At 61.2% G+C, this 25,679-nt stretch carries 30 protein-coding genes and 2 pseudogenes; 22 read left to right on the top strand and 10 right to left on the bottom strand.

Going from position 1 to position 25,679, the window contains the following annotated elements; genetic code table 11:
* Positions 1-68 precede the first annotated feature (68 nt).
* The gene (locus EGO55_RS11560) at positions 69-857 is read right to left on the bottom strand and encodes a ParA family protein (protein ID WP_052023680.1); all 789 of its coding nucleotides are present in this window, start codon (positions 855-857) and stop codon (positions 69-71) included.
* 46 nt (positions 858-903) lie between these two features.
* A complete protein-coding gene (gene rpoZ, locus EGO55_RS11565) occupies positions 904-1,248 on the bottom strand; it encodes a DNA-directed RNA polymerase subunit omega (RefSeq protein ID WP_021690057.1) in 345 nt (114 codons plus the stop codon).
* 130 nt (positions 1,249-1,378) lie between these two features.
* Here rpoZ and EGO55_RS11570 point away from each other — a divergent pair, with 130 nt between their 5' ends.
* The gene (locus tag EGO55_RS11570; RefSeq protein ID WP_021690058.1) at positions 1,379-2,572 is read left to right on the top strand and encodes a phospholipase D-like domain-containing protein; all 1,194 of its coding nucleotides are present in this window, start codon (positions 1,379-1,381) and stop codon (positions 2,570-2,572) included.
* Between the two features lie 16 nt (positions 2,573-2,588).
* On the opposite strand, the gene EGO55_RS11575 is transcribed toward EGO55_RS11570, so the two are convergent.
* Positions 2,589-4,100, bottom strand: coding sequence for a replicative DNA helicase (locus EGO55_RS11575; protein WP_021690059.1), 1,512 nt, complete (start codon positions 4,098-4,100; stop codon positions 2,589-2,591).
* Between the two features lie 129 nt (positions 4,101-4,229).
* Here EGO55_RS11575 and EGO55_RS11580 point away from each other — a divergent pair, with 129 nt between their 5' ends.
* From EGO55_RS11580 to EGO55_RS11590, 3 genes are read left to right on the top strand one after another with little or no spacing between them, the layout of a single operon-like run.
* The gene (locus EGO55_RS11580) at positions 4,230-4,712 is read left to right on the top strand and encodes a UPF0262 family protein (RefSeq protein WP_021690060.1); all 483 of its coding nucleotides are present in this window, start codon (positions 4,230-4,232) and stop codon (positions 4,710-4,712) included.
* 18 nt (positions 4,713-4,730) lie between these two features.
* Positions 4,731-5,429, top strand: a complete 699-nt coding sequence (locus tag EGO55_RS11585) for a glycoside hydrolase family 25 protein (protein WP_021690061.1) — start codon at positions 4,731-4,733, stop codon at positions 5,427-5,429.
* Positions 5,430-5,442: 13 nt separating this feature from the next.
* The gene (locus EGO55_RS11590; protein ID WP_021690062.1) at positions 5,443-5,862 is read left to right on the top strand and encodes a cytidine deaminase; all 420 of its coding nucleotides are present in this window, start codon (positions 5,443-5,445) and stop codon (positions 5,860-5,862) included.
* 1 nt (position 5,863) lies between these two features.
* Here EGO55_RS11590 and EGO55_RS11595 read toward each other — a convergent pair whose 3' ends face one another.
* From EGO55_RS11595 to EGO55_RS11605, 3 genes are all read right to left on the bottom strand, one after another.
* Positions 5,864-6,997: a M14 family metallopeptidase gene (locus EGO55_RS11595; protein ID WP_021690063.1), complete on the bottom strand. Its 1,134-nt coding sequence runs from the start codon at positions 6,995-6,997 to the stop codon at positions 5,864-5,866.
* On the bottom strand, positions 6,994-7,593 hold the full coding sequence (locus EGO55_RS11600; RefSeq protein ID WP_021690064.1) for a DUF4136 domain-containing protein: 600 nt from the start codon (positions 7,591-7,593) through the stop codon (positions 6,994-6,996). The genes EGO55_RS11595 and EGO55_RS11600 overlap by 4 nt, the downstream gene beginning before the upstream one ends.
* Positions 7,594-7,662: 69 nt before the next feature.
* Positions 7,663-8,394, bottom strand: a complete 732-nt coding sequence (locus EGO55_RS11605) for a DUF4136 domain-containing protein (RefSeq protein WP_021690065.1) — start codon at positions 8,392-8,394, stop codon at positions 7,663-7,665.
* A 155-nt stretch (positions 8,395-8,549) separates the two neighbouring features.
* Between EGO55_RS11605 and galE the strand changes: the two genes are divergently transcribed.
* From galE to EGO55_RS11625, 4 genes are all read left to right on the top strand, one after another.
* A complete protein-coding gene (gene galE, locus EGO55_RS11610) occupies positions 8,550-9,557 on the top strand; it encodes a UDP-glucose 4-epimerase GalE (RefSeq protein WP_021690066.1) in 1,008 nt (335 codons plus the stop codon).
* A gap of 83 nt (positions 9,558-9,640) precedes the next feature.
* Positions 9,641-9,766, top strand: a complete 126-nt coding sequence (gene ykgO, locus EGO55_RS11615; protein WP_004210176.1) for a type B 50S ribosomal protein L36 — start codon at positions 9,641-9,643, stop codon at positions 9,764-9,766.
* A 203-nt stretch (positions 9,767-9,969) separates the two neighbouring features.
* Positions 9,970-10,542 carry a hypothetical protein gene (locus EGO55_RS11620; protein WP_021690067.1) on the top strand — a complete coding sequence of 191 codons (573 nt, stop codon included), beginning with the start codon at positions 9,970-9,972 and terminating at the stop codon, positions 10,540-10,542.
* 16 nt (positions 10,543-10,558) lie between these two features.
* Complete coding sequence (locus EGO55_RS11625; RefSeq protein WP_021690068.1) at positions 10,559-11,179, top strand: HAD family hydrolase; 621 nt, start codon at positions 10,559-10,561, stop codon at positions 11,177-11,179.
* A gap of 27 nt (positions 11,180-11,206) precedes the next feature.
* On the opposite strand, the pseudogene EGO55_RS11630 reads toward EGO55_RS11625, so the two are convergent.
* Positions 11,207-12,082, bottom strand: a pseudogene (locus EGO55_RS11630) (YifB family Mg chelatase-like AAA ATPase); the annotation flags it as partial.
* A gap of 22 nt (positions 12,083-12,104) precedes the next feature.
* Between EGO55_RS11630 and EGO55_RS11635 the strand changes: the two are divergent.
* From EGO55_RS11635 to EGO55_RS11655, 5 genes are all read left to right on the top strand, one after another.
* Positions 12,105-13,757, top strand: coding sequence for a recombinase family protein (locus EGO55_RS11635; RefSeq protein ID WP_161566039.1), 1,653 nt, complete (start codon positions 12,105-12,107; stop codon positions 13,755-13,757).
* Positions 13,758-13,869: 112 nt separating this feature from the next.
* Positions 13,870-14,247 carry an antA/AntB antirepressor family protein gene (locus tag EGO55_RS11640; RefSeq protein ID WP_021690071.1) on the top strand — a complete coding sequence of 126 codons (378 nt, stop codon included), beginning with the start codon at positions 13,870-13,872 and terminating at the stop codon, positions 14,245-14,247.
* Positions 14,248-14,448: 201 nt separating this feature from the next.
* Complete coding sequence (locus EGO55_RS11645; protein WP_021690072.1) at positions 14,449-14,685, top strand: hypothetical protein; 237 nt, start codon at positions 14,449-14,451, stop codon at positions 14,683-14,685.
* Between the two features lie 409 nt (positions 14,686-15,094).
* The gene (locus tag EGO55_RS11650) at positions 15,095-15,319 is read left to right on the top strand and encodes a hypothetical protein (RefSeq protein ID WP_040715587.1); all 225 of its coding nucleotides are present in this window, start codon (positions 15,095-15,097) and stop codon (positions 15,317-15,319) included.
* Between the two features lie 171 nt (positions 15,320-15,490).
* Positions 15,491-15,793, top strand: a complete 303-nt coding sequence (locus tag EGO55_RS11655; protein WP_021690074.1) for a hypothetical protein — start codon at positions 15,491-15,493, stop codon at positions 15,791-15,793.
* 652 nt (positions 15,794-16,445) lie between these two features.
* On the opposite strand, the gene EGO55_RS11660 is transcribed toward EGO55_RS11655, so the two are convergent.
* On the bottom strand, positions 16,446-16,793 hold the full coding sequence (locus EGO55_RS11660; protein WP_021690075.1) for a hypothetical protein: 348 nt from the start codon (positions 16,791-16,793) through the stop codon (positions 16,446-16,448).
* Between the two features lie 268 nt (positions 16,794-17,061).
* Here EGO55_RS11660 and EGO55_RS11665 point away from each other — a divergent pair, with 268 nt between their 5' ends.
* Complete coding sequence (locus tag EGO55_RS11665; protein WP_040715594.1) at positions 17,062-17,643, top strand: recombinase family protein; 582 nt, start codon at positions 17,062-17,064, stop codon at positions 17,641-17,643.
* 70 nt (positions 17,644-17,713) lie between these two features.
* Here the strand turns inward: EGO55_RS11665 and EGO55_RS11670 are convergent, their stop codons facing one another.
* On the bottom strand, positions 17,714-17,980 hold the full coding sequence (locus tag EGO55_RS11670; protein ID WP_021690077.1) for a hypothetical protein: 267 nt from the start codon (positions 17,978-17,980) through the stop codon (positions 17,714-17,716).
* A gap of 182 nt (positions 17,981-18,162) precedes the next feature.
* Here EGO55_RS11670 and EGO55_RS11675 point away from each other — a divergent pair, with 182 nt between their 5' ends.
* Complete coding sequence (locus EGO55_RS11675; protein ID WP_021690078.1) at positions 18,163-18,963, top strand: hypothetical protein; 801 nt, start codon at positions 18,163-18,165, stop codon at positions 18,961-18,963.
* 1,276 nt (positions 18,964-20,239) lie between these two features.
* On the opposite strand, the pseudogene EGO55_RS11680 reads toward EGO55_RS11675, so the two are convergent.
* Positions 20,240-20,887: pseudogene (locus tag EGO55_RS11680) on the bottom strand (magnesium chelatase domain-containing protein); the annotation flags it as partial.
* 164 nt (positions 20,888-21,051) lie between these two features.
* Here EGO55_RS11680 and EGO55_RS11685 point away from each other — a divergent pair.
* The 7 genes from EGO55_RS11685 (at position 21,052) to EGO55_RS11715 (ending at position 25,633) form a co-directional block, all read left to right on the top strand.
* The gene (locus tag EGO55_RS11685) at positions 21,052-21,792 is read left to right on the top strand and encodes an alpha/beta hydrolase (protein WP_174391302.1); all 741 of its coding nucleotides are present in this window, start codon (positions 21,052-21,054) and stop codon (positions 21,790-21,792) included.
* A 92-nt stretch (positions 21,793-21,884) separates the two neighbouring features.
* Positions 21,885-22,019, top strand: coding sequence for a 50S ribosomal protein L34 (gene rpmH / locus EGO55_RS11690; protein ID WP_040715597.1), 135 nt, complete (start codon positions 21,885-21,887; stop codon positions 22,017-22,019).
* A gap of 182 nt (positions 22,020-22,201) precedes the next feature.
* The gene (gene rnpA, locus EGO55_RS11695; protein ID WP_021690081.1) at positions 22,202-22,618 is read left to right on the top strand and encodes a ribonuclease P protein component; all 417 of its coding nucleotides are present in this window, start codon (positions 22,202-22,204) and stop codon (positions 22,616-22,618) included.
* Positions 22,615-22,824 carry a membrane protein insertion efficiency factor YidD gene (gene yidD / locus EGO55_RS11700; RefSeq protein WP_021690082.1) on the top strand — a complete coding sequence of 70 codons (210 nt, stop codon included), beginning with the start codon at positions 22,615-22,617 and terminating at the stop codon, positions 22,822-22,824. The genes rnpA and yidD overlap by 4 nt, the downstream gene beginning before the upstream one ends.
* 53 nt (positions 22,825-22,877) lie before the next feature.
* Positions 22,878-24,662 carry a membrane protein insertase YidC gene (gene yidC / locus EGO55_RS11705; RefSeq protein WP_021690083.1) on the top strand — a complete coding sequence of 595 codons (1,785 nt, stop codon included), beginning with the start codon at positions 22,878-22,880 and terminating at the stop codon, positions 24,660-24,662.
* Between the two features lie 27 nt (positions 24,663-24,689).
* The gene (gene yihA, locus EGO55_RS11710; protein WP_040715815.1) at positions 24,690-25,331 is read left to right on the top strand and encodes a ribosome biogenesis GTP-binding protein YihA/YsxC; all 642 of its coding nucleotides are present in this window, start codon (positions 24,690-24,692) and stop codon (positions 25,329-25,331) included.
* Between the two features lie 131 nt (positions 25,332-25,462).
* Complete coding sequence (locus EGO55_RS11715; RefSeq protein ID WP_021690085.1) at positions 25,463-25,633, top strand: CsbD family protein; 171 nt, start codon at positions 25,463-25,465, stop codon at positions 25,631-25,633.
* The last annotated feature ends 46 nt before the right edge of the window (positions 25,634-25,679 follow it).

Consider the following 25,679-nt stretch of genomic DNA (forward strand, 5'->3'; position numbering starts at 1 on the left):
GGCTATGCCTGAGCCCCCTTTGCTGTTGCAGCGGGTACCGTCAGCCTGCGCTGCGCGCGACGTCCGGGTTACCTGGCTGGCATCTTGCCCAGACGGGCGTCGATTGCGCGCCATAGCGCGGCAAAAGCCTGTGCAGCGGGGCTGGCCGGGGCGAAGGCACCGACGGGGCATTGCCGCACGGCACATTGTTCGACCGCGCTGGCATAAGGAATGGCGGGCCAGTCAGGATTCGCATCACGGGCGGCCTTGTGCAGGCTGCGCCGCAGATCCAGCATCGAATGGACCGGCAGGATCGGGGCGTGGCGCGCGCCATCGTCGGCGACCTGTTGCACCACGAGATCCAGCGCGCGGGCGGAAAGCGGTGAAGGCGGCAAGGGCACGATAACCAGATCGGCCGCGCGCAGCACTTGTGCGCTGATTTCGTTGAGGACGGGCGGGCAATCGAGCAGGATGCGGTCATAATCCCTGGCCAGGCTTTCGGTGAGCTTGGCCAGACGACGGCGTTTGCCGATATGGAGAAACTGCGCGTCGAGCGCGCGCAGGCTTTCATCGGCAGGAAGAATATCGAGGCGGTCGTAAGCCGTGGGACGGATCAGCCTGGCGGGATCACGTTCTTTGGAAAAGACCTTCCCGGCTTCGTGATGTTTGTCAGGCGGCACGCCCAGCAGAAATCCGGCCCCGCTGGCCGCATCGAGATCCCACAAAAGAGTACGGCGGCCCGAACAGGCCGCCGCGTTCCATGCCAGATTGGCTGCCAGCGTCGTTTTTCCGACGCCGCCTTTCACGCTGTATATGGCGATAGTCGCCCCCCGCTGCCCATGTCCGCCGGTTTTGGGCGGTTTGGGTGCCCCGGCGATGCGGGGCAGAACGGAAGACGATTTGGCCACTGTTCAGCGTGATGCGTCAGCCTTCGTAATCACCGCCGATGGAGGTGTTACGGACCGGCGCCGATGCAGTAATCCGCAGCGCTTCTGCCGACTGGCTCAGCGAACCGATTTCATCCGCTTCGTCTTCATCGTCCGGAAGGACGCGCTGGAGCGACTGGGTCAGCGATTCCTGAAGAATCTTCGGGCGAACTGTCTGTTCGGCGATTTCGCGCAGGGCAACGACCGGATTCTTGTCGCGGTCGCGATCAACGGTGAGTTCTGCACCACCCGAAATCTCCCGTGCGCGCTGTGCGGACAGAAGTACGAGATCGAAACGGTTGGGAATCTTGTCTACGCAATCTTCGACAGTAACGCGCGCCATGGGCACTCCAAAAAAGTTGGACCTTGCGGGAAAGTCCGTTCAACTAGGGAACAGACGGCTCAAAGTCAAGGTTTTCAGCGAACCGTCGCATGATTGCCTGACGATTGGGGAGGGACGAGCGCACCGTATCATGGCCGATACTTACTGTGATCCGGCATGTTTTTCCGTCCCTGCGCATGGGCATGATCTGACCTTCTATCCCGGAGGGGAAGACAGGCTGAACGCATTGCTGGCGCTGATCGCGGGTGCCGCGCGCAGCCTGAAGCTGTGTTTCTATATCTTCTCCGAAGATCGCAGCGGCCGGCTGGTGCGCGATGCGCTGGTGCTGGCCGCGCGGCGCGGCGTGCAGGTGACATTGATTGTCGATCGTTTCGGTTCTGACGCGACCGAGACATTCTTCGCCCCGCTGTCTGTGGTTGGGGGAACGGTGCTGTTCTTCAGTTCGCGCTGGACCCGCCGCTATCTGATCCGCAACCATCAGAAAATGGTGATTGCCGACGATGACCGGGTGATGATCGGGGGCTTCAATGTGGCCGACGATTATTTCGCGCCGCCCGATGCCAATGGCTGGAGCGATCTGGGAATCACGGTGTCAGGCCCGATTGTGGCCGCGCTGGGGCGATGGTTCGAACAACTGGCGAACTGGACGGCCGATCCGGATGCGCAACTGTTGGCGATTCGCAAGTTGGTGCGCGAATGGGAACCTGGCGAAGGCCCGATGCGCTGGCTCATCGGCGGGCCGACGAAGTTTCTCAGCAATTGGGCCCGCAGCGTCAGCAACGATCTGTCACGCGGGCGCAGGCTCGATATGGTGATGGCCTATTTCGCCCCCGCACCCCTGATGCTGCGCAAGATCGGCTGGATCGGGCGCACGGGCAAGGCGCGCCTGGTATTGCCGGCGAAGTCCGACAACGGGGCAACGATCGGGGCGGCGCGTGCGCTGTACCGGATGCTGCTGAAACGGCGGGTGGATATCTGGGAATTCGTGCCGTGCAAGCTCCATACGAAGCTGATCGTGATCGACAGCACCGTCTATATCGGCAGCGGCAATTTCGACATGCGCAGCCTCTACATCAATCTGGAGCTGATGCTCCGGATCGAGGATGCTGCGCTGGCGAATCGCATGCGCGATTATATCAGCCAGCAGGTGGATGCCTCCGATCGGATCACCCTTGCCCTCGATCGCGCGCGGCGGACATGGTTCAACCGGCTGCGCTGGGGCCTGAGCTGGTTTCTGGTCACCGTGGTCGACTATTCGATCACCCGCCGCCTCAATCTTGGGCTGGGTTCGGTGATCGTGCCCGAGAACGATCCTCCGTCATAGGCCTCCGTCATAGGCCTCAGTCGTAGGAATGCCCGCCCAGTGCATCTTCGGCCAGATCGCTGAAGCGCGTGATCTTGGCTTCGAACCGCATGCGCACCTTGCCGGTGGAACCATGGCGCTGCTTGGCCACGATCAGTTCCGCCAGCCCGTGCACCCGTTCCATTTCGGCGGCCCAGGCGGCATGCGCCTCGTGCGCGCGGGCATCGTCATCGCCCTGTGGCACCTTGGGTTCTTTCGCCGCGACGTAATAGTCTTCGCGGAACACGAACCACACCATGTCGGCGTCCTGTTCGATCGAGCCCGATTCGCGCAAGTCGGACAGTTGCGGACGCTTGTCATCGCGCTGTTCCACCGCACGCGAAAGCTGCGACAGGGCGATCACCGGCACGTCGAGTTCCTTGGCCAGAGTCTTCAGACCACGGCTGATTTCCGAAATTTCGTTCACGCGGTTGTCGTTGGCGCGGCCACTGCCTTGCAGGAGCTGGAGATAGTCGATGATGATCAACCCGATATCGTGGCGCCGTTTCAGCCGCCGCGCGCGGGCGCGCAGGGCGGAAATCGTCAGCGCCGGGGTATCGTCGATATAGAGCGGCAGTTCGGCAAGGCGCTGGCTGGCATAGGATAGCTGCTGAAAATCGTCGCGGCTGATCTTGCCCATACGCAAGGCTTCGCCGCTGATCCCCGCCTGTTCGGCCAGAATACGCGTGGCGAGCTGGTCGGCGCTCATTTCGAGGCTGAAAAAGGCCGTGGGTGCCCCGATCGATTCCTTGTCGGGGATACCGTCGCGCCGGTCGCGCAGCAGGCGATCGGCGGCGTTGAACGCGATATTGGTGGCGAGCGAGGTCTTGCCCATGCCGGGACGCCCGGCGAGAATCACGAGGTCGGAATTGTGCAGGCCCCCGATTTTCTCGTTCACGCTGGTCAGGCCGGTAGTGATGCCCGAGACATGCCCGCCGGAATTGATCGCGATTTCGATCATGCCGAGCGCCTTGTACGTCGCAGTACCGAAGCTTTGCGCTTCGTTCCCGGACGATGCCCCTTCGGCAACGGAATAGAGCGCCGCTTCAGCCCGTTCGATCTGTTGCAGCGGGGCGACGTCCTGCGAGGTGTCGAGCGCGCCGTCCACCAGATCGCGACCGACCGTGACGAGTTCGCGCAGCAGCGCCAGATCATAGATCTGTTCGGCCAGTTCGCGCGCGGCCAGCAGGCCTTGCCCATCGGCCGTCAGCCGGGCGAGATAGTTGATTCCGCCCAGTTCCTTCAGCGCTTCGTCGGTTTCGAAATAGGGCTTGAGCGTAACCGGGGTGACCACGGCCTGTCGGTCGACCAGGGTTACGATGCGTTCATAGATCCGCCGGTGCAGCGGTTCGAAGAAATGATCGGCCCGTAACGGGGTTTGCAGATCCTCGATCACCCGGTTGTCGATCAGCACCGCGCCAAGAAAGGCGGCTTCCGCTTCGATATTGGCGGGCAGTGCGCGCACCGCGGGCATTTCGTCGGGACGGATCAGGAGGTCTTCTTCGGGCATCGGCGCCACATGCGCCCGATGGTGGGTGAAACGCAAGGTGTGCCACCCCGCATCTGCTTGTGGATATCGGGGATGGACGATCTTCTCTTGCCCCGGGTACCCCGCATCTGCGAAAGCATGCGCCGCGCCATGGCTGACCACCGAATCTCCCACATCGATCTCGACGATGCGACCATTATCTGGCGCAATGCCGATATTGAGCAGGAGCGACGCATCGCGATCTTCGATCTGATCGAGGAGAATCGCTTCCGCCCGGTGCGCGCGTCGGAAGCCGGAGGGGAAGGGCCGTGGCGGTTGCGCCTGTCCGTTTCCGATGGCCGGTTGATCATGGATATTCGTGATGCGGCGGATGTCCCGGTGGAAACGCTGGGGCTGGGGCTGGCGCGTTTTCGCCGCCCGGTGCGCGAATATTTCGCCATTTGCGACAGCTATTACCAGGCGATCCGCAAGGCGACGGCGCAGGAAATCGAAACGATCGACATGGCGCGGCGCGCCATTCACGACGATGCGGCGCGGCTTTTGCTGGAACGGCTCGATGGCAAGGCCGAAACCGATTTCGCCACGGCGCGACGGCTCTTTACCCTGATCTGTGTGCTGCATATCAAGGGCTGAGGCAGGGGAAAGAGATTCATGGGCAGGAAACGCGGCCTTGCCGCACGTTTGCGGTGGCCAGCCATCGGCTTGCTGGTGCTGCTGATCGCGGGGCTGATCGGCTGGTGGCAGATGATTCACTGGACGCCATCGCGCGATGCCTATCCGGTGCAGGGTGTGCTGGTGGAAGCGGGCGACGCCAATGTCGATTTTCGGGCCTTGCGCGCCATCGGTGCCGACTTTGCCTATATCGAGGCCAGCGATGGCGGCGAAGACCGTGATCCCCAGTTCGATCGGTTGTTCGCGGCGGCTCGTGCCGCCGGGTTGCAGGTGGGCGCGGTGCACAATTACGATCCCTGCATCACGGCGGATCGGCAATCGGGCAATTTCGTGACCGTGGTGGCGCGTGATCCGGACCTGCTGCCGCCCGCGATCGCACTGGAACGCACCGCGGAAAAGTGCCCCAAACGCGTCAGCGAAGCCGCGGTGGAGAGCGAGTTGATGACTTTCCTCAACCAGGTTGAAGGTCATGTCGGCAAGCCAGCTCTGCTCAAGGTTTCCCCTGCGTTCGAGAAGACCTATCGCCTTGCCGCCCGGCTCGAACGCAACCTGTGGCTCACCCGGACCTATTTCAGACCTGATTATGGCGGGCGCCCGTGGACATTGTGGACCGCAACGACAATGCTGCACACCGAAGCGGGCAAGGATGCCGTGCGCTGGGTCGTTGTCCAGCAATAGACGAGGATGGCTGATGAGTGACAATTCGGATCGTGATGCGCTGGTCGTGGCGGCGCGCCGTGCGCTCGAATTCGCCTATGCGCCCTATTCCGGCCTCAAGGTGGGCGCGGCCCTGTCGTTCGCCGATGGCACGGTGGTGACGGGCACCAATATCGAGAATGCCAGTTATGGTCTGACACTCTGCGCCGAAACGGTGGCCATCGCCAAGGCGATGGGCATGGGGCATCGTGGCGGGCTGGAAGCGGTTGCGGTGTTTTCCGCGACGCAGGACCCGATCACGCCATGCGGGCATTGCCGACAGGTGCTCAACGAACTGGCCGGGCTGGGGCGCACCGATCCGCTGGTGTGGTGCGCCAATGAAAGCGACGTGTTCTCCGCGCGGCTTTCCGAACTGCTGCCCCGGGCGTTCGGGCCGGGCAGTCTCGAACGCTAGGTCAGCTTTCTTCCAGCCATTCCGCCAGAGCGGCGAGGCATTCGCGGCCCAACAGCTTGCTGCGTTCCGCGCTCCACCCCTGTGCGGGATCGGGCAGGTCGCGATTGTCCTTGAACGGCATTTCCAGCGTCATCGCGCAGGCGCCGAAACGTTCGGCCAGCTGGTTGGTGGACATGGTGAGATTGGCCTTGCCCGCCGGGGCTTTGGGATAACCCAGCGTGGTCTGGAAATCGGGCGTGCGTCGCGCCAGAATCGTCTCGTACCGGTAATAACGTTCGCCCTGTTCCGCCGACCATGACGGGATGCCTTCGAAGCCGGCCAGGAACACTGCGGGAATCGCTTCATCGCCGTGCACGTCCATGGCGAAATCGACGCCGGTGGCATCCATCGCATTGCGGATGGCGAGCACTTCGGGCGACAGGTCCGCGCTGGGTTCGTGCCATTCGCGGTTGAGATTCACGCCTTTGGCATTGGTGCGCAAATGGCCGCGGAAAGATCCATCGGGATTGCAGTTGGGGACGATATGCAGGCGGCATTTGCGGCGCAGGGTCCGGCCAATCGGATCGGCGGGATCGGTCAGACATTCCAGCGCGCCTTCCATCCACCATTCGGCCATGCTTTCGCCGGGGTGCTGCCGGGCATAGAGCCAAACCTGCACCGGGCCTTCCCCCATTTCGAGGCAGTCGATCGGCTGGCCATCGAGGCTGGTGCCGAGATCGCGATGCGAAACCCCTTCACAGGCCGCGCTTTGCGCCACCAGATCGTGATGCCGCTCCATCGAATAGGGGGCGAAGTAGGCAAACCACGCGACATCGCCCTGTGGGCGGTAACGGATCGTGAGCGTGCCATCCTTCTCGGACTTGTCCCACGTCGTGTCGGCGCGCCCCCAATAGTCGCGGTCTTCCGACACGGCAGCACGATAATCGGGCCAGCCCGCAGGATAGGCGGTTGCATTCAGGCCGGTCAGTTTCAGCACCAGTTCCCGGCCTGCCGCGCCCGAAACCCGAAAATGAAACCACTGGAAAAAATCGGAATCCTTGTCCTTGCGAATAGTCAGTTCCGCCGTCGGCCCGGCGATGGCGCGCACTTCGATATTCCCGCTGTCAAAGGCGGCATTGATGCCAATATCGCTCATTTCACATCCACCGTTTCACCGGAATTGCCCGGGAACCCGGCAAACAGCGCCTCCGCCATTTTTGCGGCGCCAAGCTGGGTGTCGGCCAGCGGCGACGATGCCTTCACCGTGAAATGGGCCCTGCCTTCCCATGCGGTCTTGCCGCTGGCGCGATCGCGAATCTGGACGGCGAGTTCCGTCGTCACCTGTTCGGCTGGCGGGCCCGACAGATCGATGCCGATACCCATCCCAACACCCGAACCGTAACTGCCGGTGCCGCCGCCCACACCCACGCTGACCGGGCTGCCATCGCGGCCCGGACGGAAAGCCTTGCGTTCGACCCGGACCAGCGCGACCTGCGCGCTGTTTGCGGAACCGGTTTCGCGATAGCCGAGCGTGGTCAACTGGCGCGCAACGGCGGCCTGATAGCTGCGCAGTTCCAGCGCATTGGCATCCATGCCCGGTGCGGCTTCGACTGCGATGGTGCCCCGCCCCGCCCGATCGAGCAGCGCCGCATCATGGAACCGCGTCACTTCGACAGGGCCAACGGGGGCGACGCAGCCGCCCAGCGTGGCAGTAGCCAGCACGATCGCGATGGCCTTCGACGCAATGCTCATGACAGGTCCCTTTTATCTCTGCGCGGTGCAGCGGAACCTGAAGCCCTCGCCTGCTTTAATCAAGCCCGGTCATGCTCCATCGTTGCGGTTGGGGAAGCCATCGAACAGCGCCTGCGCAAGCTTTTGCGCAATAGCGGCCTGATCCCAGCGCGAATCCCCCTGTCGGCTGAACATTTCCGCGCGCCCTTCCCACAGCACGGTATTGTTGGCGCGGTCGCGGATGCGGGCTTCCAGCCGGGTGGAGAGGAGTGCCCCCTTCGGTTTGCGGAGATCGACATTCACCGCCATCGCCGTCGACGTGCCATGATTGCTAACACCGACGGCCATGGCACCGCTCACCGGTTTGCGCGGCGGGTCCTTGGCGCGCGCTTCCTGGCGGATCAGGCGCAGTTCCACCACCTGCCCGCCCTGATCGCCCGGAACAGCCGTTTCATATCCGGCATGGACAAGCTGGTCGACGATCGCGGCTTCGTAGGGTGCGCTGGCCAATGGATCGTCCAGCGCGCCCTGGATCGTGGTCACGGTTACCGGGCCATGGCCCAGCGTGCCGGGCGGGAGATCAGGCGCGACAAAATGGGCCGCCTCGACCTTGCCGGTATCGTCATTCTTGTCTGCGCGGTTGACCGGCAGGTCGCGCGCCGGGACGCGGCCACCGTGCCAGACGGGGCCGATCGTACCGAACGTGCCGGGGCCATATTGTGCCAGTGCCGGACCGGCGAGAGCCACGAACATGACGGGGGCAAGGAGATAGGCCCGCGCGCGCAAAAGAACGCGGCGGGTACGTGGCCGGTGGTGTGGCATGGCGTGGCTATCCTGCAGGAATGGAACCGCTGCCTGCCGGGCTAGGCGCGATCGGTTTGCGGTGCGATGAACGGCGCTATCCGGCTTTTAATCATTTGGTTTATCTATGCCGATAGAGCCGATATGGCCCCATTCACATTCTATCAGGCGCATTGATGTCCCAGAAAATCCCCGTTCTTGTTACCGGCGGTGCCGGTTATATCGGCAGTCACGCGGTGCTGGCCCTGATCGATGCGGGCTGGCCGGTCGCGGTGATTGACAATCTCACCACCGGTTTCCGTTTCGCCATTCCGGATGGCGTGCCGCTCTACGAAGGGGATGTCGAGGATCAGGCGCTTCTGGCACGCATCTTCGCCGAACAGCGGATCGGTGCGATCATGCATTTCGCCGGGTCGATAATCGTGCCGGAATCGGTGGAGAACCCGCTCAAATACTATCACAACAACACCGCCAAGAGCCGTTCGCTGATCGAGGCGGCGGTAAGGGCCGGGGTGCCGCATTTTATCTTCAGCTCCACCGCCGCGACTTATGGCATCCCCGAGGTGTCACCGGTTCGCGAAGACAGCCCGAAGCAGCCGATCAACCCTTATGGGATGTCCAAGCTGATGACGGAAATCATGCTGGCGGATACGGCCAGCGCGCATCCGATAAACTATTGCGCCTTGCGCTACTTCAACGTGGCCGGGGCCGATCCGCAGGCGCGCAGCGGCCAATCGACCGCGGGTGCCACGCATCTGATCAAGGTCGCGGTCGAGGCGGCATTGGGCAAGCGCAGCCATGTTTCCGTTTTCGGTACGGACTATGCAACGGCCGATGGCACCGGGGTGCGCGATTATATTCATGTATCGGATCTTGCCGCGGCGCATGTGCTGGCGCTGGAGGCGCTGATTGCCGACCCCGTACGTTGCCTGACGATGAACTGCGGCTATGGCCGCGGCTTTTCCGTGCTCGACGTGCTGGATGCGGTGGACCGGGTGACGAACCGGAAAGTCGAACGAATCATGGAACCGCGCCGTGCGGGCGATCCGGATTCGCTGATTTCCGATAATCGGCTGATCAAGGCCACTTTGCCGTGGCAACCCCGCCATGCCGATCTCGATACGATCGTCACGCATGCGATCGCCTGGGAAAGAAAGCTTACTGAAATCCGCCCGCAAGGTTGACTTCCACGCGTGTGCCCCTTAACGGCGCGGCTTCAATTTTCGCGGTCTGAGAATCATTCGAGGCCCGCCAGACGAGATAAGCCATGAAGATTCGTAACAGCCTCAAGTCGCTCAAGGGCCGCCACCGGGACAATCGCGTGATCCGTCGCCGTGGCCGCACTTATGTGATCAACAAGACCAACCGCCGTTTCAAGGCGCGTCAGGGCTAATCAGCCCTTTTTGACTTCGGTCGAATAGACGGCCAGTGGGTGCCACTGGCCGTTTTTCGTGCGTCCGGCATCCGCAGATTGTGCGCTATTGCGATGCGGGCTGGTTTTCTCCGATCCGCGTTCGCTCGTCGGGAACCAAATTTGTGCCTTCCGATTGTATTTGCTTATCTATTTTCCCTGTTGGGGCATTGAGGGAGTAATTCATGGGCACTTCGAAGATGTCGCCGCTCAAAATCGGGCTGTTGGTCATTGTCACCGGTATTGCCGCCATTATCGGCTTCAATATCGGCAAGAATGCCTCTGGCCCGATGATCTTGCTGCTGCTGGTCGGCTTTGTTGCCATGATCGCGTTTTTCCTCTCGGGAAACCGGAAAGAAGTGGCGCTGGACAGCACGACTGTGGCCGATGCCCTGCGCCTGCAGGCCCCCACGGGGAAGGCGCGGCTCTATGTGGTGCGGCGCGGTTTCGTGGGTGGGATGCAGGGCATGGAAATCACCATCGATTCCAGCCATTCGGGGCAGATCAAATCGGGTCGCGCGCTTTTCGCCGATCTCGCGCCCGGGCATCATCTGGTCGGCGCGAAAATGGCCAAGGGCGGGAAAAGCTCGGCCACCTCGCTGGAACTCGATCTTGCGGCCGATACGGTGACCGTGCTCAAGGCCGGGACCGAAATGGGCGCGCTGACCACAAAATGCGTGCTGGAGGTTTTGCCTAGCCTGCCGGTCGCGCAGCAGGAATTGAAGAAAGCGCGGTTTCTGGCATGGTATCAGGCCTGATTATTCTGGAAATCGTGTGACCGGACAGGGGCAAATCCAGGCTGTCGTTTTCGATGTGGGGCGGGTGCTGATCGAATGGGATCTGCGCCTGCTGCTCCGCAAACTCTATGACGAGCCGGGCGAGGCCGAGTGGGTCTTTGCCCATGTCGTCAGCGAAGCCTGGCATGCGCAGCATGATGCCGGTTGCGATCTGGCGGACATGGTGGATCGGCGCATGCGGGAATTCCCCGAACATGCCGCCGCGATCCATGCCTATGCCACCCGTTTCGGGGAATCGATACCCGGCCCCGTGCCCGGCACACCGGCACTGGTGGAACGGCTGGCGGCGGCCGATGTCCCCCTGTTCGCAATCACCAATTTTGCAGAATCGTTCTGGGCGGAATTTCGCGCGCGCGAACCGTTGTTCGATCACTTTCGCGATATCGTGGTGTCCGGGGTGGAAAAACTGGCGAAGCCCGATCCGGCGATTTACCGCTTGGCGGAGCGGCGCTTTGGTCTGCCAGCAAGTGCGATGCTGTTTGTCGATGACAGTCGGCCAAATATCGAGGCTGCCCGTGCGCTGGGATGGCATGTCCACCATTTCCAGGGGGCGGAGGCCTTGGAACAGGACCTTCGCGCGCGGGGCCTGCTGGCCTGACATGCCCCGGGGCGCTGCCTCCTGCGTTCAGGCGCGTGGGGGCTGACGGCGATAACTCAACGCTTCTGCCACATGGATGCGCCCGATCTGTCCGGCCCCGGCGAGATCGGCGATCGTGCGCGCCACGCGCAACATGCGGGTATAACCGCGCGCGGACAGGTGCATCGTTTCCGCCGCCTGCATCAGCAGCTTTTGCCCAGCCTCATCCGGGGTGGCGTAGGCATCCAGCGCAGGCCCATCGAGTTCGGCATTCGTGCGCAGAGATGTGTCGACGAGCCGTGCGGTCTGGATTGCGCGGGCGGCTGCCACGCGTTCCGCCACTTCGGCAGATCCTTCGGCGGGCGGGGGCAGGGCAAGATCCACCGCACGCACCGGATCGACATCGACATGCAGGTCGATCCGGTCGAGCAGCGGCCCGGATACCCGCGATTGGTAATCCGCCGCGCAACGGGGCGCGCGGCTACAGGCCAGTGCCGGGTCGCCCAGATGGCCGCAGCGGCAGGGATTCATGGCTGCGATCAGCTGAACTCGCGCGGGATAGGTGACATGGGCATTGGCCCGGGCCACATCGATCTTGCCCGATTCGAGCGGTTGCCGCAGCGAATCGAGCACCGCGCGCTGGAATTCAGGCAGTTCATCGAGGAACAGCACCCCGAGATGCGCCATCGACACCTCACCCGGGCGGACGCGTAACCCGCCTCCGGTCAGTGCGGCCATCGATGCCGAATGGTGCGGGGCGCGAAACGGGCGCGTACGGTTGATCCGTCCCTCTTCCAGCGTGCCAGCGACCGAGGCGACCATCGAAACTTCCAGCGCTTCGGCAGGGGTCAGTGCCGGAAGGATGCCGGGCAGGCAGGCTGCCATCAGGCTCTTTCCTGCACCGGGCGGGCCGACCAGCAGAACCTACGGAGCCTGTGGACCCGATTTGTCCCTCACCATTGATTTGGGAAACATCGCAACACAGGAGAACTTGATGGCAACCGCACCGATCTGCGCGCTCGAAGAGGCACCGCGCGTATACAGCTACACCCGCTTTTCGACGCCCGAACAGGCGGAAGGCGACAGCCAAAGGCGGCAGGCGGACGGCGCGCGCCGCTGGATGGAGCGGAAGAACGCTGAGCGGGCGGCTCAAGGCCTTTCCCTGCTCGCGTTGGATGAAAGGCTGAGCCTGTCGGACCTTGGCGTCTCGGCATATCGGGGGACGAATATCGGAGAGGATAAAGGGCTCGGGGGCTTCCTACGCGCTTGCCGGGACGGACTGATCGCGCCGGGTTCTTACCTGCTCGTCGAAAGCCTTGATCGCATCAGCCGCATGACGCCCCGGCGGGTTTCAAGGTTGCTTGACGACATCGTTGACGCTGGCGTGGTCATTGCAACGCTAAGCGACGGACAGGAGTATGACGCCGATAGGCTGGACGGTGACCCGACAGCGCTCCTGATCGCACTTATGGTCTCATGGCGTGCCCATGAGGAAAGCAAGATGAAGGGGCAGAGGATCGGTGAAGTGTGGAAGGAGAAGCGGCGTCGGGTTCGCGCTGGCCTTGATGCCAAGTTAACCGGTAGGTGCCCCGGATGGCTCCATTGGACGACCGAAGGCTGGCAGGAACGGCTTTCGCACGGTGAAGCGGTCCGCCGCATCTATCGCATGACCATCGACGGCATGGGGGAACACAAGATAGCGCGGTGCTTTAACGCCGAAGGCGTGCCGGTAATGGGGCGGGGCAAGATGTGGCACAGGTCTACCGTGTCGAAGATTTTGCGCAATCCTGCCGTGATTGGCACGTTAGTGCCGGGGCAAATGCATCACACGGACGGGAAGGCAGAGCGCGTTCTTGAACCGCCTATCCCTAATGTGTTCCCTGCGGTCATCTCGCAGGCTGATTGGACGACTGTTCGGGCCTTGAAGGATGGCATTGCGCGTGCGGTCCGGGGGCGGGGGGCAAATGCCCCACTGTCAAATATCTTTGCAGGGCTGGCACGGTGTCCCGAGTGCGGCGCTGCAATGACCCGTGTTTACAAGGGGAGCGGGCCGAAGTGCGGGAAGCCGAAGCTGGTTTGCACTAAGGCAAAGGCAGGGGCGGCGTCTCATTCGTATCGTTCGATAACGCTGCCCGATTTGCACGATGCCTTTGAGCGGGGATGGCAGCGGCTGGTCGCTGAGGTTCCAGCAGGTAATGCCGGTACCGAACTGGACCGCGATCATGCGGACTTGTGTGGCACTATCGATGCGGCGGAGCGGGAGTTGGCTGATCTGACTGCCAGATTCGAACGGTCACCTTCTAGTGCCCTGTCAGTTCGCCTGCGCGCGCTGAATGCGACGTTGGCTTCCTATCGTGCGGACATGGATGCGTTAGAGCATCGGCAGGCGCTAGCGGATCATGGCCTTGTAGCGTCTCGCGTAGGGGCACTTGCTGATCTGCTCGAACCTGAAGAGGGGGAGCCCGGTAATGTTGCAAAGGTGAACGCCTGCCTCCGTACGCTCTTCTCGGGCGTGACCATCGATTACCTAACCGGACAGCTCCGCTTCCAATGGCGGCAAGGAGGCGAGACCCCAATAACCTACGCTTGGGTGGAATAGTGGCGAGGTGGGCAGTGATAGTCGTCAAACTGGTCGTTGCCACGCAGTCTCTAGCGCCAAAGCCTCGGGCGTCTGTGAAGGCGTCCGGGGCCTCCCTTTTATCAGGGCGGCAATGCGATCCGCCACCGCTCTGGCCCCTGTGGACCACGAAGGGGCACCGATGATTGACGCGCGGGGCCTGCATGGCTGGCTGCGTGTTGGCGCAGCTTTCAATGTATGGATCAATCGCCGCATCGTGGAATATGGTTTTGAAAGCGGCGTCGATTTTCAATCAAAACTGATCGAAAAAGAAGGACGCGGTCGGCGGCAGCGGGCCTACCACCTCACAATCGACATGGCCAAGGAACTGGCGATGGTCGAGCGCACCGACATTGGCCGCATGACCCGCCGGTACTTCATCAAGATGGAGCAAGCGGCTGTCCAGATGGCTGCGGATCACGTGGTCAACGGCACGCCTGAAGCAATCCCTCGGAATAGTTCGATAAGTTGAACAATCGCGAGAGGGCGCATTCAGGGTCGTTTGAGGGCGATTATTCGAAATGCAGTGCCTTCCGGCGTTCGCTTGCGATCACTGCTGTGCGGCCTTGTGGGCGGCGTTTAGGGGCGGGCGATTGCCCCTCACCATTGGTTTATAGAAACATTTTTCTGCCAGCCATTTTGCCAACTCAATTTAATCGAATGGAATGACCGCATGATCACGAACCACAACGCCCGCCGTGCTGCCCGCATTGATAACGGATTTACGGCTCCGCGTGCGCCGACCGCCGCAGAACCGACGCTGACTGTGCGCATTCAGGATATGACGCCTGAACAGGTCGGTTTTGTCATTGAACTCCTTTCACGGATGTCGGTTGCCGATGAAGATGTGTTGCTCAATGGTGCGGGCTGCCGGTTTCTCGCTGAGGCAACCGCGAGCGGGCGGGCATAAGGGAGGCCGAAACGGCGGTTGCAATGTGTGACCGCCGGGAGGAAATCGAGTAACAGCCCCGCCCAAACTTCCAGTATCGATTACCCCTCACCCTTGGAGGAAGAGAACCCCGCCCCCCGGTCAGATATTGTAGGTTTACCTTAAGGATAACCTAAGGATTCCTTCAGTGCACCAAGGGGGCTGAAGGCTCGTTCGTTGGTGTGCATTGGGATGGGTGAGGATGTCTCCTCTTACCAGTCCCTACAGCCTGCCTTTCTGGCTCTCTCCTTCCACCCGCTTCGGGCCTGTCATGAACGTGCCCCTGAAGAGGGAGCATGGAAGACCGGCCACCATCTCCAACCGAATGCGCACGCTTGAACCCTGTCGGTCTCCGATGGGGCCTTTCGCGTGCCAGTAGGAAACCCCAATCATGTCTACTTCTCAGCGCACATCGCTGCGCGCCGCCATCAACGAACGCTGCCGCGAATGCATTGTCGATCCTCTGAGCCGTGGCAGCTGGCGCGAGCAGGTCGCCGCCTGCGTCAGCAGCAACTGCGCATTGCATGCCGTCCGGCCTGTGCCGCGATCCTGTATCGTGGATGGTCTGATCTGCCGCGCTGCGGTTGCCACAGTGAGGGAGCGTATCGATGTCTGATAGAGGCAGCGTCTCGCCCGCTTATCCAGCCGTACAGGGCCTTCGGGGCTGTCTGGGGTGTCTTGCCCTAGGCGCGGTGGTCATCGCGTTCTCCGGTCTGAAAATGGCCCTTCTCGTTGCAGGCGCGCCCGCCGTGCTGTGGCCTGCGGCATACCAATGACGGGAAGCGCTATGAACGATGAACAGTGGCGGGCAGGGCCGACCGTGGCAGACCTCCCGCCCGATATGCGCCCAGCGATCCTGCAGCGCCTTGAAGGCATACCCCAGGTATCCCGCAGGGCCATGGAGGCGGCGCTAGTGCGTGATGTGGCGCAGGAGCGTAGCAGGCTTATCAAACGAGGCGGTGCGCCTGACGTGGGGCCGCTTGCCATCCTTGATCCCAATGCGCCGGGGTCTGCCTCCTATGCGGAACGGCACCGCAAGACCTGCACGGAAGTGATGCCGGGAGTGATGCGGGAGGATAACGGGGGATAGCAGGCAGCCTAGAGGGCTGACAGCGAGAAGCGAGCCTCAGTCTGCTTTTGTTCGCGCGTGGATAGTCCGTCCCTTGCGCTTGGTTATGCGTAATGTGCCGTCCGCTCTTCGTATTGCAACTTCGACATTTAGCATGCGCTGCCCAAGTCGCTGGGCGATCTCATCAGGAGACCTGCGGGGAGGCTTAATCTTGCGAAGCGCGGCTTGCTTGGCCATTTTCTTTGCCCGTTGTTCGGCTAGTTCGGCTTTTCGCATGCGTTTCGCTGACGGTTTCGGCGGTTCAGTCGGGCCTTTACGTGATGCGGTTTTCTTTTTGGGGTTGCTATGCGGTTGGCGTGTGGACATCCAGCCTGACCAAGGGCCGATTATCGTTGAGCCACCTAAATATGAACCACGGCCCACTGCGATCATCTCCCTTAGCCACTCATAAAAACGGTGGGCAAGCGTGTAGCTGGCACGCCTTGATAGGGCTTGCAACGATGATGTATGTGGCTGGCATCGAAACTGCGAAAAAATCCGAAGGGGCATAGCGTATCCGACAGATGCGCGGTTCCCCCCTCGGGGCGGGGGCGTCTCTGACCTATCCCAAGGCCACCGGGGCACTGCCAGCCATGTTCCGGCGGGTACCCTCAGTGGCCTTGGGGTGCCCGTTTTACAGGGCGGGGGCTGCGAGGCGTTTGCGGAACGCTGCGCTTTCGACTCTCATCTGAGCAAGTAGCTCGTCGGCTGGCATGGCGCTGAGGCGTTCTCGCTTAGCTGCACTACCATCGGCCTCGTCTACGAGTGCCGCTGCATAGTCCCCAAGATCGTCAGCCAGCATAACAACGCGATGATAGTGCAGCGCGGTGCGTCTGGCCTCGTCGTCGAGATCGTCGAATAGGCCGGTGCCTTCTATGATCTCAGCGAGCAGGGCGTCCGTCTCGGGGTCCGGCAGGCCCTGAAGGAGCGCCGAGAGGCGCGCGGGGATTGCTGCAAGGTCTGCGGGTACGTCTATGTGCATATGTCCTCCTGTTGGTGAGGTGCGCAGATGGCACAGGAATGGCCCGTTGAGAATCCTGTTTATGGAATAAAAGTGAATATATTCATATAGTTCTGTTTGGTAGATTGTCTGCCAAAGGGAGCTGGTCTGCGCGGCGTGGCCGTAACGTGAGGCCGGTTATAGCTCAAAAGGTGTAAGTTACAGGCTGGGCTCATAACATATGTTGACGAAGGTTAAGAGCTATGGATATGAGCTAGGCAAACAGCACCCCTAACTTGTGAGCCGTAACATGACGCACCGTATCGCCTATTTCCGCGTATCCACCGCAGACCAATCTATCGAAGCCCAGCGCGCCGCGATGGGAGGCTCTTTCGATCAGGAGTTTACAGACGAGGGTGTGAGCGGCGGCGTTATGGCTGCTGAGCGTCCCGGCTTTGCTGCCATGGAAAAGGCAGTCCGCAGCGGCGATACCGTTCACGTCTACGCTGTAGACCGCCTCGGGCGCGATGCGCTGGATGTGCAGGCAACCGTCCGTCGTTTGATCGATGCGGGGGTGACGGTCCACGTCCATGGCCTCGGGCCTATGGCGCGTGGAGTGGGGGAACTGATCCTAGCCGTGCTGGCACAGGTGGCCGAGATGGAGCGCCGCAGGATCGCTGAGCGCACCGAAGCAGGGCGTCAGGCCGCGCGGGCGTCCCTGAAGACCACCGGCAAGACCCATAAGGGCAAGGAAAGCCTAGGCAGGCCGTTTGCGGCTGACGCGGTTGCCGTGAGGGACTGGAGGAAGGTCAATGGGGCCAGCATTACTCAGACGGCCAAACAGTTTGGCCTCTCGCTTGCGACCGTTAAGCGGTACTGCGCTGCGGCGTAGGTTCTCTTTGGGGGCCAGCTGCCCAGCTTTTTTCGTCAGAGCTACTCAAGCTCTCTCGACGCTCTGCTGATCATTGTTCTGGTGGGGTCGTCTGGCCAGAGGATGCCACGACGTAGATCACCAGTCCCGGCAAGGCGCACACGAAGGCGGTTAGCACGCTGGTGAAGTTTCCGAGGATGTGTAGCAGCCGGTCCGCCGCTGATTCACAGGATAGGATATAGGCACTTTCAACACATCCCGCAGCAGGTAGTAGAAGCCAGCTGACCAGATACCCGGCAACTGCGCCGATGCCTGCCATCCATGCCCCAACATGTGCTATCTTGCTGCGAATGCTCATTACTTACTTCCCCTGATCGCTCGAACTCTGCATGCCTTCCATCGGTAAGGGATGCAATCCTCCCATGCACAGGGGCGTTAAGGTGGCTGCGGTTGCGCGCGACCACCTTTTGTCCCGCTTTCCTCTGCCCTCTAGACAGCGCGAGGTATCCTCTCCTACGCATGGCGATTAAGGGGGAAAGAATGGCCGAGATAACCGATCCAGCACTTGAACTTGCTGAACTATGCGACCGTTTAAACGTTGAGGTTAGGATGCAGGGTGATGCCTTCCTTGCTGAAGCCTTCGAGGTTGATCCTTGGTCTTCTGAGTTCTTTCAGATCGTAAGCAGCATCGGGCAGCGTATCGTCGCGCTTAGTTCCATTCTGGACAACCTAAACGGTAACCCGGTTGTCATCAGGGGTGCGCAAGATCACCTCTTCCAAATCAATCAGGCATTTCACCTGAACAGTTTCACGCGTCCATGGATCGGTACTGGGCAAAAGTTCGTCGGTCCGGAACACAGTAGTCCCATACGAATGCTTTCGATGGCGATGCCTGCCGAGTATAGGTACCCGAAACTTACGGGCGAAGAGGCGTTGGAACTAATTCAGCTGGTCGACCAGTTACTCGAGTGGTTGAAAGAACATCAGCTCAATGAGCGAGATTTCATTCGGGAGAGCTTAATTGAGGGACTGGAAAACTTCCTCTTTCGCTTGAACAAACTGCACTGGTTTGGTTGGGGCTATTCGATTGAAAGCCTTCGCGATGTCATTTTAGCATACGTAACACTTGAGCGAGGTCTTGATGAGGCCGCAAATCCAGATGCGTCAGCGCTTCTCAGGAAAACCGCATCTACACTGCAGAAGATATTCGCCTACGCCGGGGTGGTGAAGGAGGCATTCGAGACAAGTGATTGGCTGATCGGTGCTGCGCGTATAGTGTTGAAAACAGGAACTGGGCCTGCGGTTGGCTATGTCGCAGGCTTCTTAACGTCGATTGATTAGCCCTTCGGCCATTGATCTCCGTAGACAAGCTCACCATGGGGGTTCTCGCAGCTGTGGCAGAGTTCGTGGCTAACATCAGGGCAGAGCGGCTGCGCGACGGGATAGAGGCGGCGGAGGCCTAGGGCGTTTACAGAGGCCGTCCTGCCACAATCGATCCTGAGACCATAAGGCTGCAATGGCGGCTGGCGAGGCTCCAACGGCGCTCGCTAAGCGGCTGGCGGTGGCCCGCTCGACGGTCTGACGTTTGAAGAAGGAGGCGTAGGGCTTCCGGCGAGGGCAATGGAGTCCTGCATTTTTGATCGTCGCGCCTGTTCACTGAGAGGTCGCGGAAGGTTTATTGGAGTGTGATCGGTTTCCCAGTCATCAATCAATGGCTGGAGCCATTCGCGCGCAAAGCTACAATGTTCTTTTAAGCCCGGATACCTCGGATGGGGGCGGGTAGCGAGTAAACCAATTAGATTCAGGGCGAAGGTCGCGGATTTTGTGGCGTTTTCCGAACGAAAAATGACGTGTTTCCTCGACATACCCGCAAGTAGCCTTGGGTGTAAAACAGGTTCTTCCGGCCTACCGTGGGCATGGAGCGCTGTATGTCGAAACCTAAAGATGTCTTTTATCGGCTGTCTGATACTCGCGACAGTTTCATTTTTCAGCGCAAATCGTTGCTGAAAGGTGGCGGTTATGATCCTCTCACGCCCACGTTTTCGTTTTGTAGATGTCGATGAAGGGGGCGCTACAACCTTGCATCTATCTCGAACGGAACCGTAAAAGGCGTCTATTGCTGCTGCGGATGCTACAATCCCATTCATGGCGGCAATCATTTCAAGTTCCAGTAAGTCTCCCTCGCGCTCGTTGCCATCGCCGGTCCAGTGCTGTCCTAGATCAGCCGCCGCCTGCTCTGCGGCTCGCGCTTGCGTTATCGCGGTACGCAACCAGAGTGGGTAAACGTCGAAGCCAACGTTCAACGTCACATCGCTGGAATCACCGGTCGTTAAGTCGATGGTGAATGAGGGGATGTGTATTGAGCACCCTCGCGTCAAATATATACCGTTCATTGGCCTTGTATACGGTTCTGCGATCACCGATTCTAGGGGCGCAGCAGTGGATAAGTGGCATCACATGTGTGCACCCTACGGGAACAGCTTATCGAGTTTTAATCGCATGAGGTATAACGGAAATATTCACATGGATGGGGCGGCAGGAGTTTGAGGCGGGCTGTTCTGGACCGCGCCTCTCAGGACAGGTTTAGTCACTCCTGAGCGTTCAAGGGTCTTGCGGTCCCGGAAGTTAGCAGATTATGCCCGCCCGCTGCCGCGATTTCCAGCGCGCGTTTGGCGCTTTCCTGCCCTTTGACCTGTCGGAGATCGGGGCCACTGGCCGTGGGCGTGATTTCGCCCGGTTGCGGTTCGGGCAGGCGCTGTGTCCCTTTCAGGTGGTTGAGCAGGCTCACCAGATCCGGCGCGGCGCAGATGGGTATGCCACTGGCCCAGCGCGCTTCAGCCCCTTGCGTTGCGGGGCAGATCAGCCCCTGTTGCCGTTCACTGGCATGCAGCGCGGCCAACAGTACCCCTGGACTGGCGACGATTCGCCCATCCAGCGCCAGTTCGCCCACGGCGATCCAGTCCACCAGTTGTTCGGCATCGGTCACGCCCATGGCCGCCAGCAGCGCCAGCGCGATCGGCAGATCGTAATGCGAACCTTCCTTGGGCAGGTCGGCCGGGGAAAGGTTGATCGTGATGCGTTTGGGCGGGAGCGACAGCCCCATGGCGGCCAGGGCGGCCTGCACGCGTTCGCGGCTCTCGCCCACGGCTTTGTCAGGCAGGCCGACAATCGCGAATCGCGGCATGCCCGGTGCAATCTGGCACTGCACTTCGATCGCGCGCGCTTCGAGGCCGAGATAGGCCACACTCGATACAAGAGCCACCACTGCGAACTGTCCCCCAAGTCCCCTTGCGGCGCCACGATAACGCGCCATTGCGGCCTGTCGAGAGGGTTGCGGGAAGCCCCGGAAAAGGCCGCGAAACATGGTGAATCTGCGGGCAACCAAGATCGTTTGCAAAGATGCAGGGGCAATGGGCGCAGGCAGCAGGCATGCGTCGTATTGCAACGTGCCTTGCCTTCCTCTGCGCTCTGCTGGCGGTGCCGTTTGCGGTGCAGGCCCGGGTGGGCGATTCTCAGGCCTATGGCGGAAGTGCCGAGCGTTTCGTTCACGCGCCGCCTGCGCCGGTTCCTGCAGGGCTCGCGCGTTTCGGCCCTTTCCGGGTGGTGGACGCGAAGACGGCGGCCCTGGTGGATGTGACGGACGAACATTCGCCCGCGCACTTTGCCGCCATGCTGCGGGCCTATCCTGAACTTGCCATGCTCGAACTCGTCGACTGCCCCGGCACGTATGACGATATGGCGAATCTCCGTCTCGGCCGGATGATTCGCGCGGCCGGGCTTTCCACCCATGTGCCGCGGGGCGGGTCCGCACGGTCGGGCGGGGTCGAACTGTTTCTTGCCGGGGTGGACCGGCAGGTGGACGAAGGCGGCGAATTTGCCGTCCATGCCTGGGCCGATGAGGACGGGCTGGAGGCAAGCGACTATTCCGCCAATGCGCCAGAGAATCGTAAGTATCTGAATTATTATCAGGAAATGGGTATGGATGCGGATACTGCCCGTGCGTTCTATGCCATGACCAATTCCGTGCCCTTTGGCGGCGCACGCTGGTTGGGTGCTGCGGAAATGCGCCGCTGGCTGGGGCAGAACGACCAGCCTGCCGCACCGCCTGCCGGGCCGGTACAGGCTGTTCCGGTGCTGGCCTATCTTGACTTGAACGCCGGGCTCAACTAACCGCCCGATCCGTAATCAAGGTCGCCTCTTTGCGGGCGGCCCTTTTGTTCGTACCGCTTGCGGTGCCATTTTGAATTATCGAGGGTTTCACAATGAAGCGCACTTTCCAGCCCAGCAATCTCGTGCGCGCGCGCCGTCACGGTTTCCGCGCACGCAAGGCGACCGTTGGTGGCCGCAAGGTTCTGCGCGCACGTCGTGCTCGCGGCCGCAGCAAGCTGAGCGCCTGATTCGGTTCTGACCGGATCGGGGTGTTACCCGATCCGCGCAGGTTCCAGCCCGTTTCTCCGTCCGGTATCCTCAGGCATGCCCTGGGGCCGGACGGAGAAACGGGCTGGTGGCGTTTGGGGCACAGACCCACGAATCGCGCGCGGATTTCGCTCTTAACCCGGTTTCCGCTATGGATATCCGCATGCAGCGGCCTCTGACCATTCTCACGCGCCGGGCGGATTTTCTTGCAGCCAATAAAGGCTTGCGGATCGCGCGGGCGGGTTTCGTGCTGCTGGCGCTGCCCAATGGCGGGCAGGGCAAACGCTTCGGCATCACTGTGACCAAGCGGATCGGCAATGCGGTGGTGCGCAACCGCATGAAACGCCGGTTCCGTGCGCTGCTGCGCGAAAAATTGCCGACGGAAGGGCTTCCCGATCACGATCATGTGATGATTGGCCGCGAGGGCGGGATCGAGCGCGATTTCAGCCTTTTGCGCGAAGAACTGACCGTGGCCCTGGCGCGCGCGACCGCAGGGAAAGGCGATCCTCCGCGCCGCCCCAGAGGGGCAGGACGCGGTACGGGGCGCGGTGCGGGCGGGAAGGTTTCGCGCAGGCCATGAAGTACCTCCTCATCCTGATCGCGCGCGCATGGCAATTGGGTCCATCGCGCATTTTGCCGCCCACTTGCCGCTATGCCCCATCGTGCAGCGAATACGCGATACAGGCGCTTGGAAAGTATGGTGCAATCAAGGGTGGATGGCTTGCACTTAAGCGTCTATTGCGCTGCCACCCTTGGGGTGGGCACGGATACGATCCGGTGCCCTGAGCCAGGGAAAACGGGCCCGTCGGGCGTTCTGAATTCGGAAACAGGGATAATACGTGAGCAACCAGCGTAACATCGTACTGGCCGTGGTGCTGTCCATGGCGCTGCTGCTGGGGTGGGAATATGCGATGGGCTGGTTCTATCCCCAGCCTGACAAGCCTGTTGCCGCCAAGACCGCCGCCGCACCGGCTGCCGGCGAACCTGCGCCGGGCAAACGCACGCGCGAAGGTGGCCTGCAAAATCCCGATGATATCGCGGCCGAACAGCGCGAACTGGCGGCCGATCTCAAATCGCCTGCCCGTGTGCCGATCGAGGCGCCGAGCCTGACGGGGTCGATCAACCTCTATGGCGCGCTGATCGACGATCTTACGCTTAACGATTTCCGCCAGTCGGTGGAAAAGGATAGCGGTCCGGTCCGCCTGTTTTCGCCGCTTCGCACCCCGGCACAGCATTTCGCGCAATTCGGCTGGGTCAAGGGTGACGTGGCCGGGCAGATGCCTGACGCCAATACCCTGTGGCAGGCCGATGGTGCAAAGTTGACCCCGAAAACGCCGGTCACACTGCGCTGGGTCAATGGGCAGGGCCAGGCTTTCTCGATCCGCTTCGAAATCGATAACGATTACCTCATCACCGCGACGCAGACCGTGGCGAACACCGGGACCGGTTCGATCGTGGCGAAACCTTTCGCACTGATCAACCGCACCGATCGCACCGCCAGCACGGATACCTGGAACGTGCATTCCGGCCCGATTGGCGCTTTTGACGGTAATGTGAATTTCGGAAACAATTACAAGGACGTTCGCGAAGCAGGAACGGTTTCGCCCGGCGGCCGTGCCGACTGGATCGGCTTCACCGATATCTATTGGCTGTCCGCACTTGTGCCCGATGCGAAGGCCAAGCCCGGCAGCGATTTCCGGTCACTGGGCAACGGCCTCTACCGTGCGGACCTGATCTATCAGCCCGACACGGTGCCCGCCGGCAAGCAGATCACGCGCACCACGCGCCTGTTCGCCGGGGCCAAGGAGAGTGCGGTTCTCGATACCTATGAAGCGCAGGGGATCACCAATTTCGGCCTGGCGATCGACTGGGGCTGGTTCCGCTGGTTCGAACGACCGATCTTCCTGCTGCTCGACAAGCTGTTCGGGCTGGTTGGCAACTTCGGCGTGGCGATCATCCTGCTCACTGTGATCATTCGCGGGATCATGTTCCCGATTGCCCAGAAGCAGTTTGCCAGCATGGCGGCGATGCGGGCGATCCAGCCCAAGCTCAAGGCGCTGCAGGAACGCTACAAGGACGACAAGCCCAAGCAGCAGCAGGAAATCATGGCGCTGTACAAGCAGGAAGGCGTCAATCCGCTTGCCGGTTGTTTGCCGATCCTGATCCAGATTCCGATCTTCTTCGCACTGTACAAGGTGCTGATCCTGACGATCGAAATGCGCCATCAGCCATTTGCATTGTGGATCAAGGATTTGTCGGCACCCGATCCGCTGCACATCCTCAATCTGTTTGGCGCCCTGCCGTTTGATGTGCCGAGCTTCCTGGCGATTGGTCCGCTGGCTTTGCTGCTGGGTGTCACCATGTGGCTGCAGTTCCGTCTGAACCCGGCCGCGCTGGACCCGATTCAGCAGCAGATGTTTGCGATCATGCCATGGGTGCTGATGTTCGTCATGGCGCCGTTTGCAGCCGGTTTGCTGATTTACTGGATCACGTCCAACCTGCTGACGATCGCGCAGCAAACCTATCTCTACAGCCGCCACCCCCAGTTGAAGGAGCAGGCGGCCAAGGACAGGGCTGACATGGCGCGCAAGGCTGCGGAAAAGAAGAAGGAGGCGGGCCGCTAGGGCGCGATGCCCCGGTCCGCACAGGCGATGGACGAAGAACAACAGGAATTGGCGGAACGGGCAGGGCGCCTGTTTTCAGGGCGGGTCGAGTTTTTGAAATCGGCCCCCGCGCTGAAATTCCTGCCCGATCCGGATTGTCCGGAGATCGCATTTTGCGGGCGATCCAACGTCGGCAAGAGTTCGCTGCTCAATGCGCTGACCGGGCGCAAGGCGATTGCCCGGACCTCGGTCACGCCGGGGCGGACGCAAGAACTCAACTTCTTCGAAGTGGGCGAGCCAACGGCTTTCCGGCTGGTTGACATGCCGGGTTACGGCTTTGCCAAGGCGCCGCCGAAGGTGGTCGAAAACTGGCGCAAGCTGGTGCGCGATTTCCTGCGCGGGCGGGTGCCGCTGAAGCGCACGCTGTTGCTGGTCGATTCTCGTCATGGGGTGAAAGAGGTCGATCGCGAAATGATGCGCATGCTGGACGAGGCGGCCGTCGGGTATCGCATTGTCCTGACCAAAGCGGACAAGATCAAGGCCAGCGAACTGGATGCCGTGATCGCTGCGACGGGGGTAGAGGCGAAGAAACATCCCGCAGCCTTCCCGGTTATCCACGTCACCTCTTCCGAAAAGAAAATGGGGATCGAGGAACTGCGTGCGGCCGTTCTGGCCGACGCGGAAATCTGAACGGTTCCCGCGCGCCCGTGATGAGGCGGCCGGCAGGTACGGTGAATTTTGCATCGATTGCGGATCGATAGCATGCGCTGTGCGTTAACCCTTCTGGACGGCCCGGTTATTGAAAACCAAAGGATATTCAAATGGGTAAGCTCACCGATACGGTTAAGGGCGGCGTCAACGAAGCGATTGGCAAGGCCAAGCAGCACAGTTCCGATCCGGAAACCCGGGCATCGGGCATGAAGCAGGAACTGAAAGGCAAGGCGCAACAAGTGAAGGGCAAGATCGAGGGCAAGCTGGGCGACAATATCTGACAGCCCCTCTTACCACCCATCAACGAAGGGCTCTGCCGCAGGCAGG

Origin of the sequence: Caenibius tardaugens NBRC 16725 (genome assembly GCF_003860345.1) — a bacterium.
Classification (GTDB): Bacteria; Pseudomonadota; Alphaproteobacteria; order Sphingomonadales; family Sphingomonadaceae; genus Caenibius; species Caenibius tardaugens.

Excerpts from the sequence above, each read along its gene's own strand:
- rpoZ (WP_021690057.1), bottom strand. The coding sequence starts at position 1,248 with ATGGCGCGCGTTACTGTCGAAGATTGCGTAGACAAGATTCCCAACCGT.
- EGO55_RS11570 (WP_021690058.1), top strand. The coding sequence starts at position 1,379 with ATGGCCGATACTTACTGTGATCCGGCATGTTTTTCCGTCCCTGCGCAT.
- EGO55_RS11575 (WP_021690059.1), bottom strand. The coding sequence starts at position 4,100 with ATGCCCGAAGAAGACCTCCTGATCCGTCCCGACGAAATGCCCGCGGTG.
- EGO55_RS11580 (WP_021690060.1), top strand. The coding sequence starts at position 4,230 with ATGGCTGACCACCGAATCTCCCACATCGATCTCGACGATGCGACCATT.
- EGO55_RS11585 (WP_021690061.1), top strand. The coding sequence starts at position 4,731 with ATGGGCAGGAAACGCGGCCTTGCCGCACGTTTGCGGTGGCCAGCCATC.
- EGO55_RS11590 (WP_021690062.1), top strand. The coding sequence starts at position 5,443 with ATGAGTGACAATTCGGATCGTGATGCGCTGGTCGTGGCGGCGCGCCGT.
- EGO55_RS11595 (WP_021690063.1), bottom strand. The coding sequence starts at position 6,997 with ATGAGCGATATTGGCATCAATGCCGCCTTTGACAGCGGGAATATCGAA.
- EGO55_RS11600 (WP_021690064.1), bottom strand. The coding sequence starts at position 7,593 with ATGAGCATTGCGTCGAAGGCCATCGCGATCGTGCTGGCTACTGCCACG.
- EGO55_RS11605 (WP_021690065.1), bottom strand. The coding sequence starts at position 8,394 with ATGCCACACCACCGGCCACGTACCCGCCGCGTTCTTTTGCGCGCGCGG.
- galE (WP_021690066.1), top strand. The coding sequence starts at position 8,550 with ATGTCCCAGAAAATCCCCGTTCTTGTTACCGGCGGTGCCGGTTATATC.
- ykgO (WP_004210176.1), top strand. The coding sequence starts at position 9,641 with ATGAAGATTCGTAACAGCCTCAAGTCGCTCAAGGGCCGCCACCGGGAC.
- EGO55_RS11620 (WP_021690067.1), top strand. The coding sequence starts at position 9,970 with ATGGGCACTTCGAAGATGTCGCCGCTCAAAATCGGGCTGTTGGTCATT.
- EGO55_RS11640 (WP_021690071.1), top strand. The coding sequence starts at position 13,870 with ATGCGATCCGCCACCGCTCTGGCCCCTGTGGACCACGAAGGGGCACCG.
- EGO55_RS11645 (WP_021690072.1), top strand. The coding sequence starts at position 14,449 with ATGATCACGAACCACAACGCCCGCCGTGCTGCCCGCATTGATAACGGA.
- EGO55_RS11650 (WP_040715587.1), top strand. The coding sequence starts at position 15,095 with ATGTCTACTTCTCAGCGCACATCGCTGCGCGCCGCCATCAACGAACGC.
- EGO55_RS11655 (WP_021690074.1), top strand. The coding sequence starts at position 15,491 with ATGAACGATGAACAGTGGCGGGCAGGGCCGACCGTGGCAGACCTCCCG.
- EGO55_RS11660 (WP_021690075.1), bottom strand. The coding sequence starts at position 16,793 with ATGCACATAGACGTACCCGCAGACCTTGCAGCAATCCCCGCGCGCCTC.
- EGO55_RS11665 (WP_040715594.1), top strand. The coding sequence starts at position 17,062 with ATGACGCACCGTATCGCCTATTTCCGCGTATCCACCGCAGACCAATCT.
- EGO55_RS11670 (WP_021690077.1), bottom strand. The coding sequence starts at position 17,980 with ATGAGCATTCGCAGCAAGATAGCACATGTTGGGGCATGGATGGCAGGC.
- EGO55_RS11675 (WP_021690078.1), top strand. The coding sequence starts at position 18,163 with ATGGCCGAGATAACCGATCCAGCACTTGAACTTGCTGAACTATGCGAC.
- EGO55_RS11685 (WP_174391302.1), top strand. The coding sequence starts at position 21,052 with ATGCGTCGTATTGCAACGTGCCTTGCCTTCCTCTGCGCTCTGCTGGCG.
- rpmH (WP_040715597.1), top strand. The coding sequence starts at position 21,885 with ATGAAGCGCACTTTCCAGCCCAGCAATCTCGTGCGCGCGCGCCGTCAC.
- rnpA (WP_021690081.1), top strand. The coding sequence starts at position 22,202 with ATGCAGCGGCCTCTGACCATTCTCACGCGCCGGGCGGATTTTCTTGCA.
- yidD (WP_021690082.1), top strand. The coding sequence starts at position 22,615 with ATGAAGTACCTCCTCATCCTGATCGCGCGCGCATGGCAATTGGGTCCA.
- yihA (WP_040715815.1), top strand. The coding sequence starts at position 24,690 with ATGGACGAAGAACAACAGGAATTGGCGGAACGGGCAGGGCGCCTGTTT.
- EGO55_RS11715 (WP_021690085.1), top strand. The coding sequence starts at position 25,463 with ATGGGTAAGCTCACCGATACGGTTAAGGGCGGCGTCAACGAAGCGATT.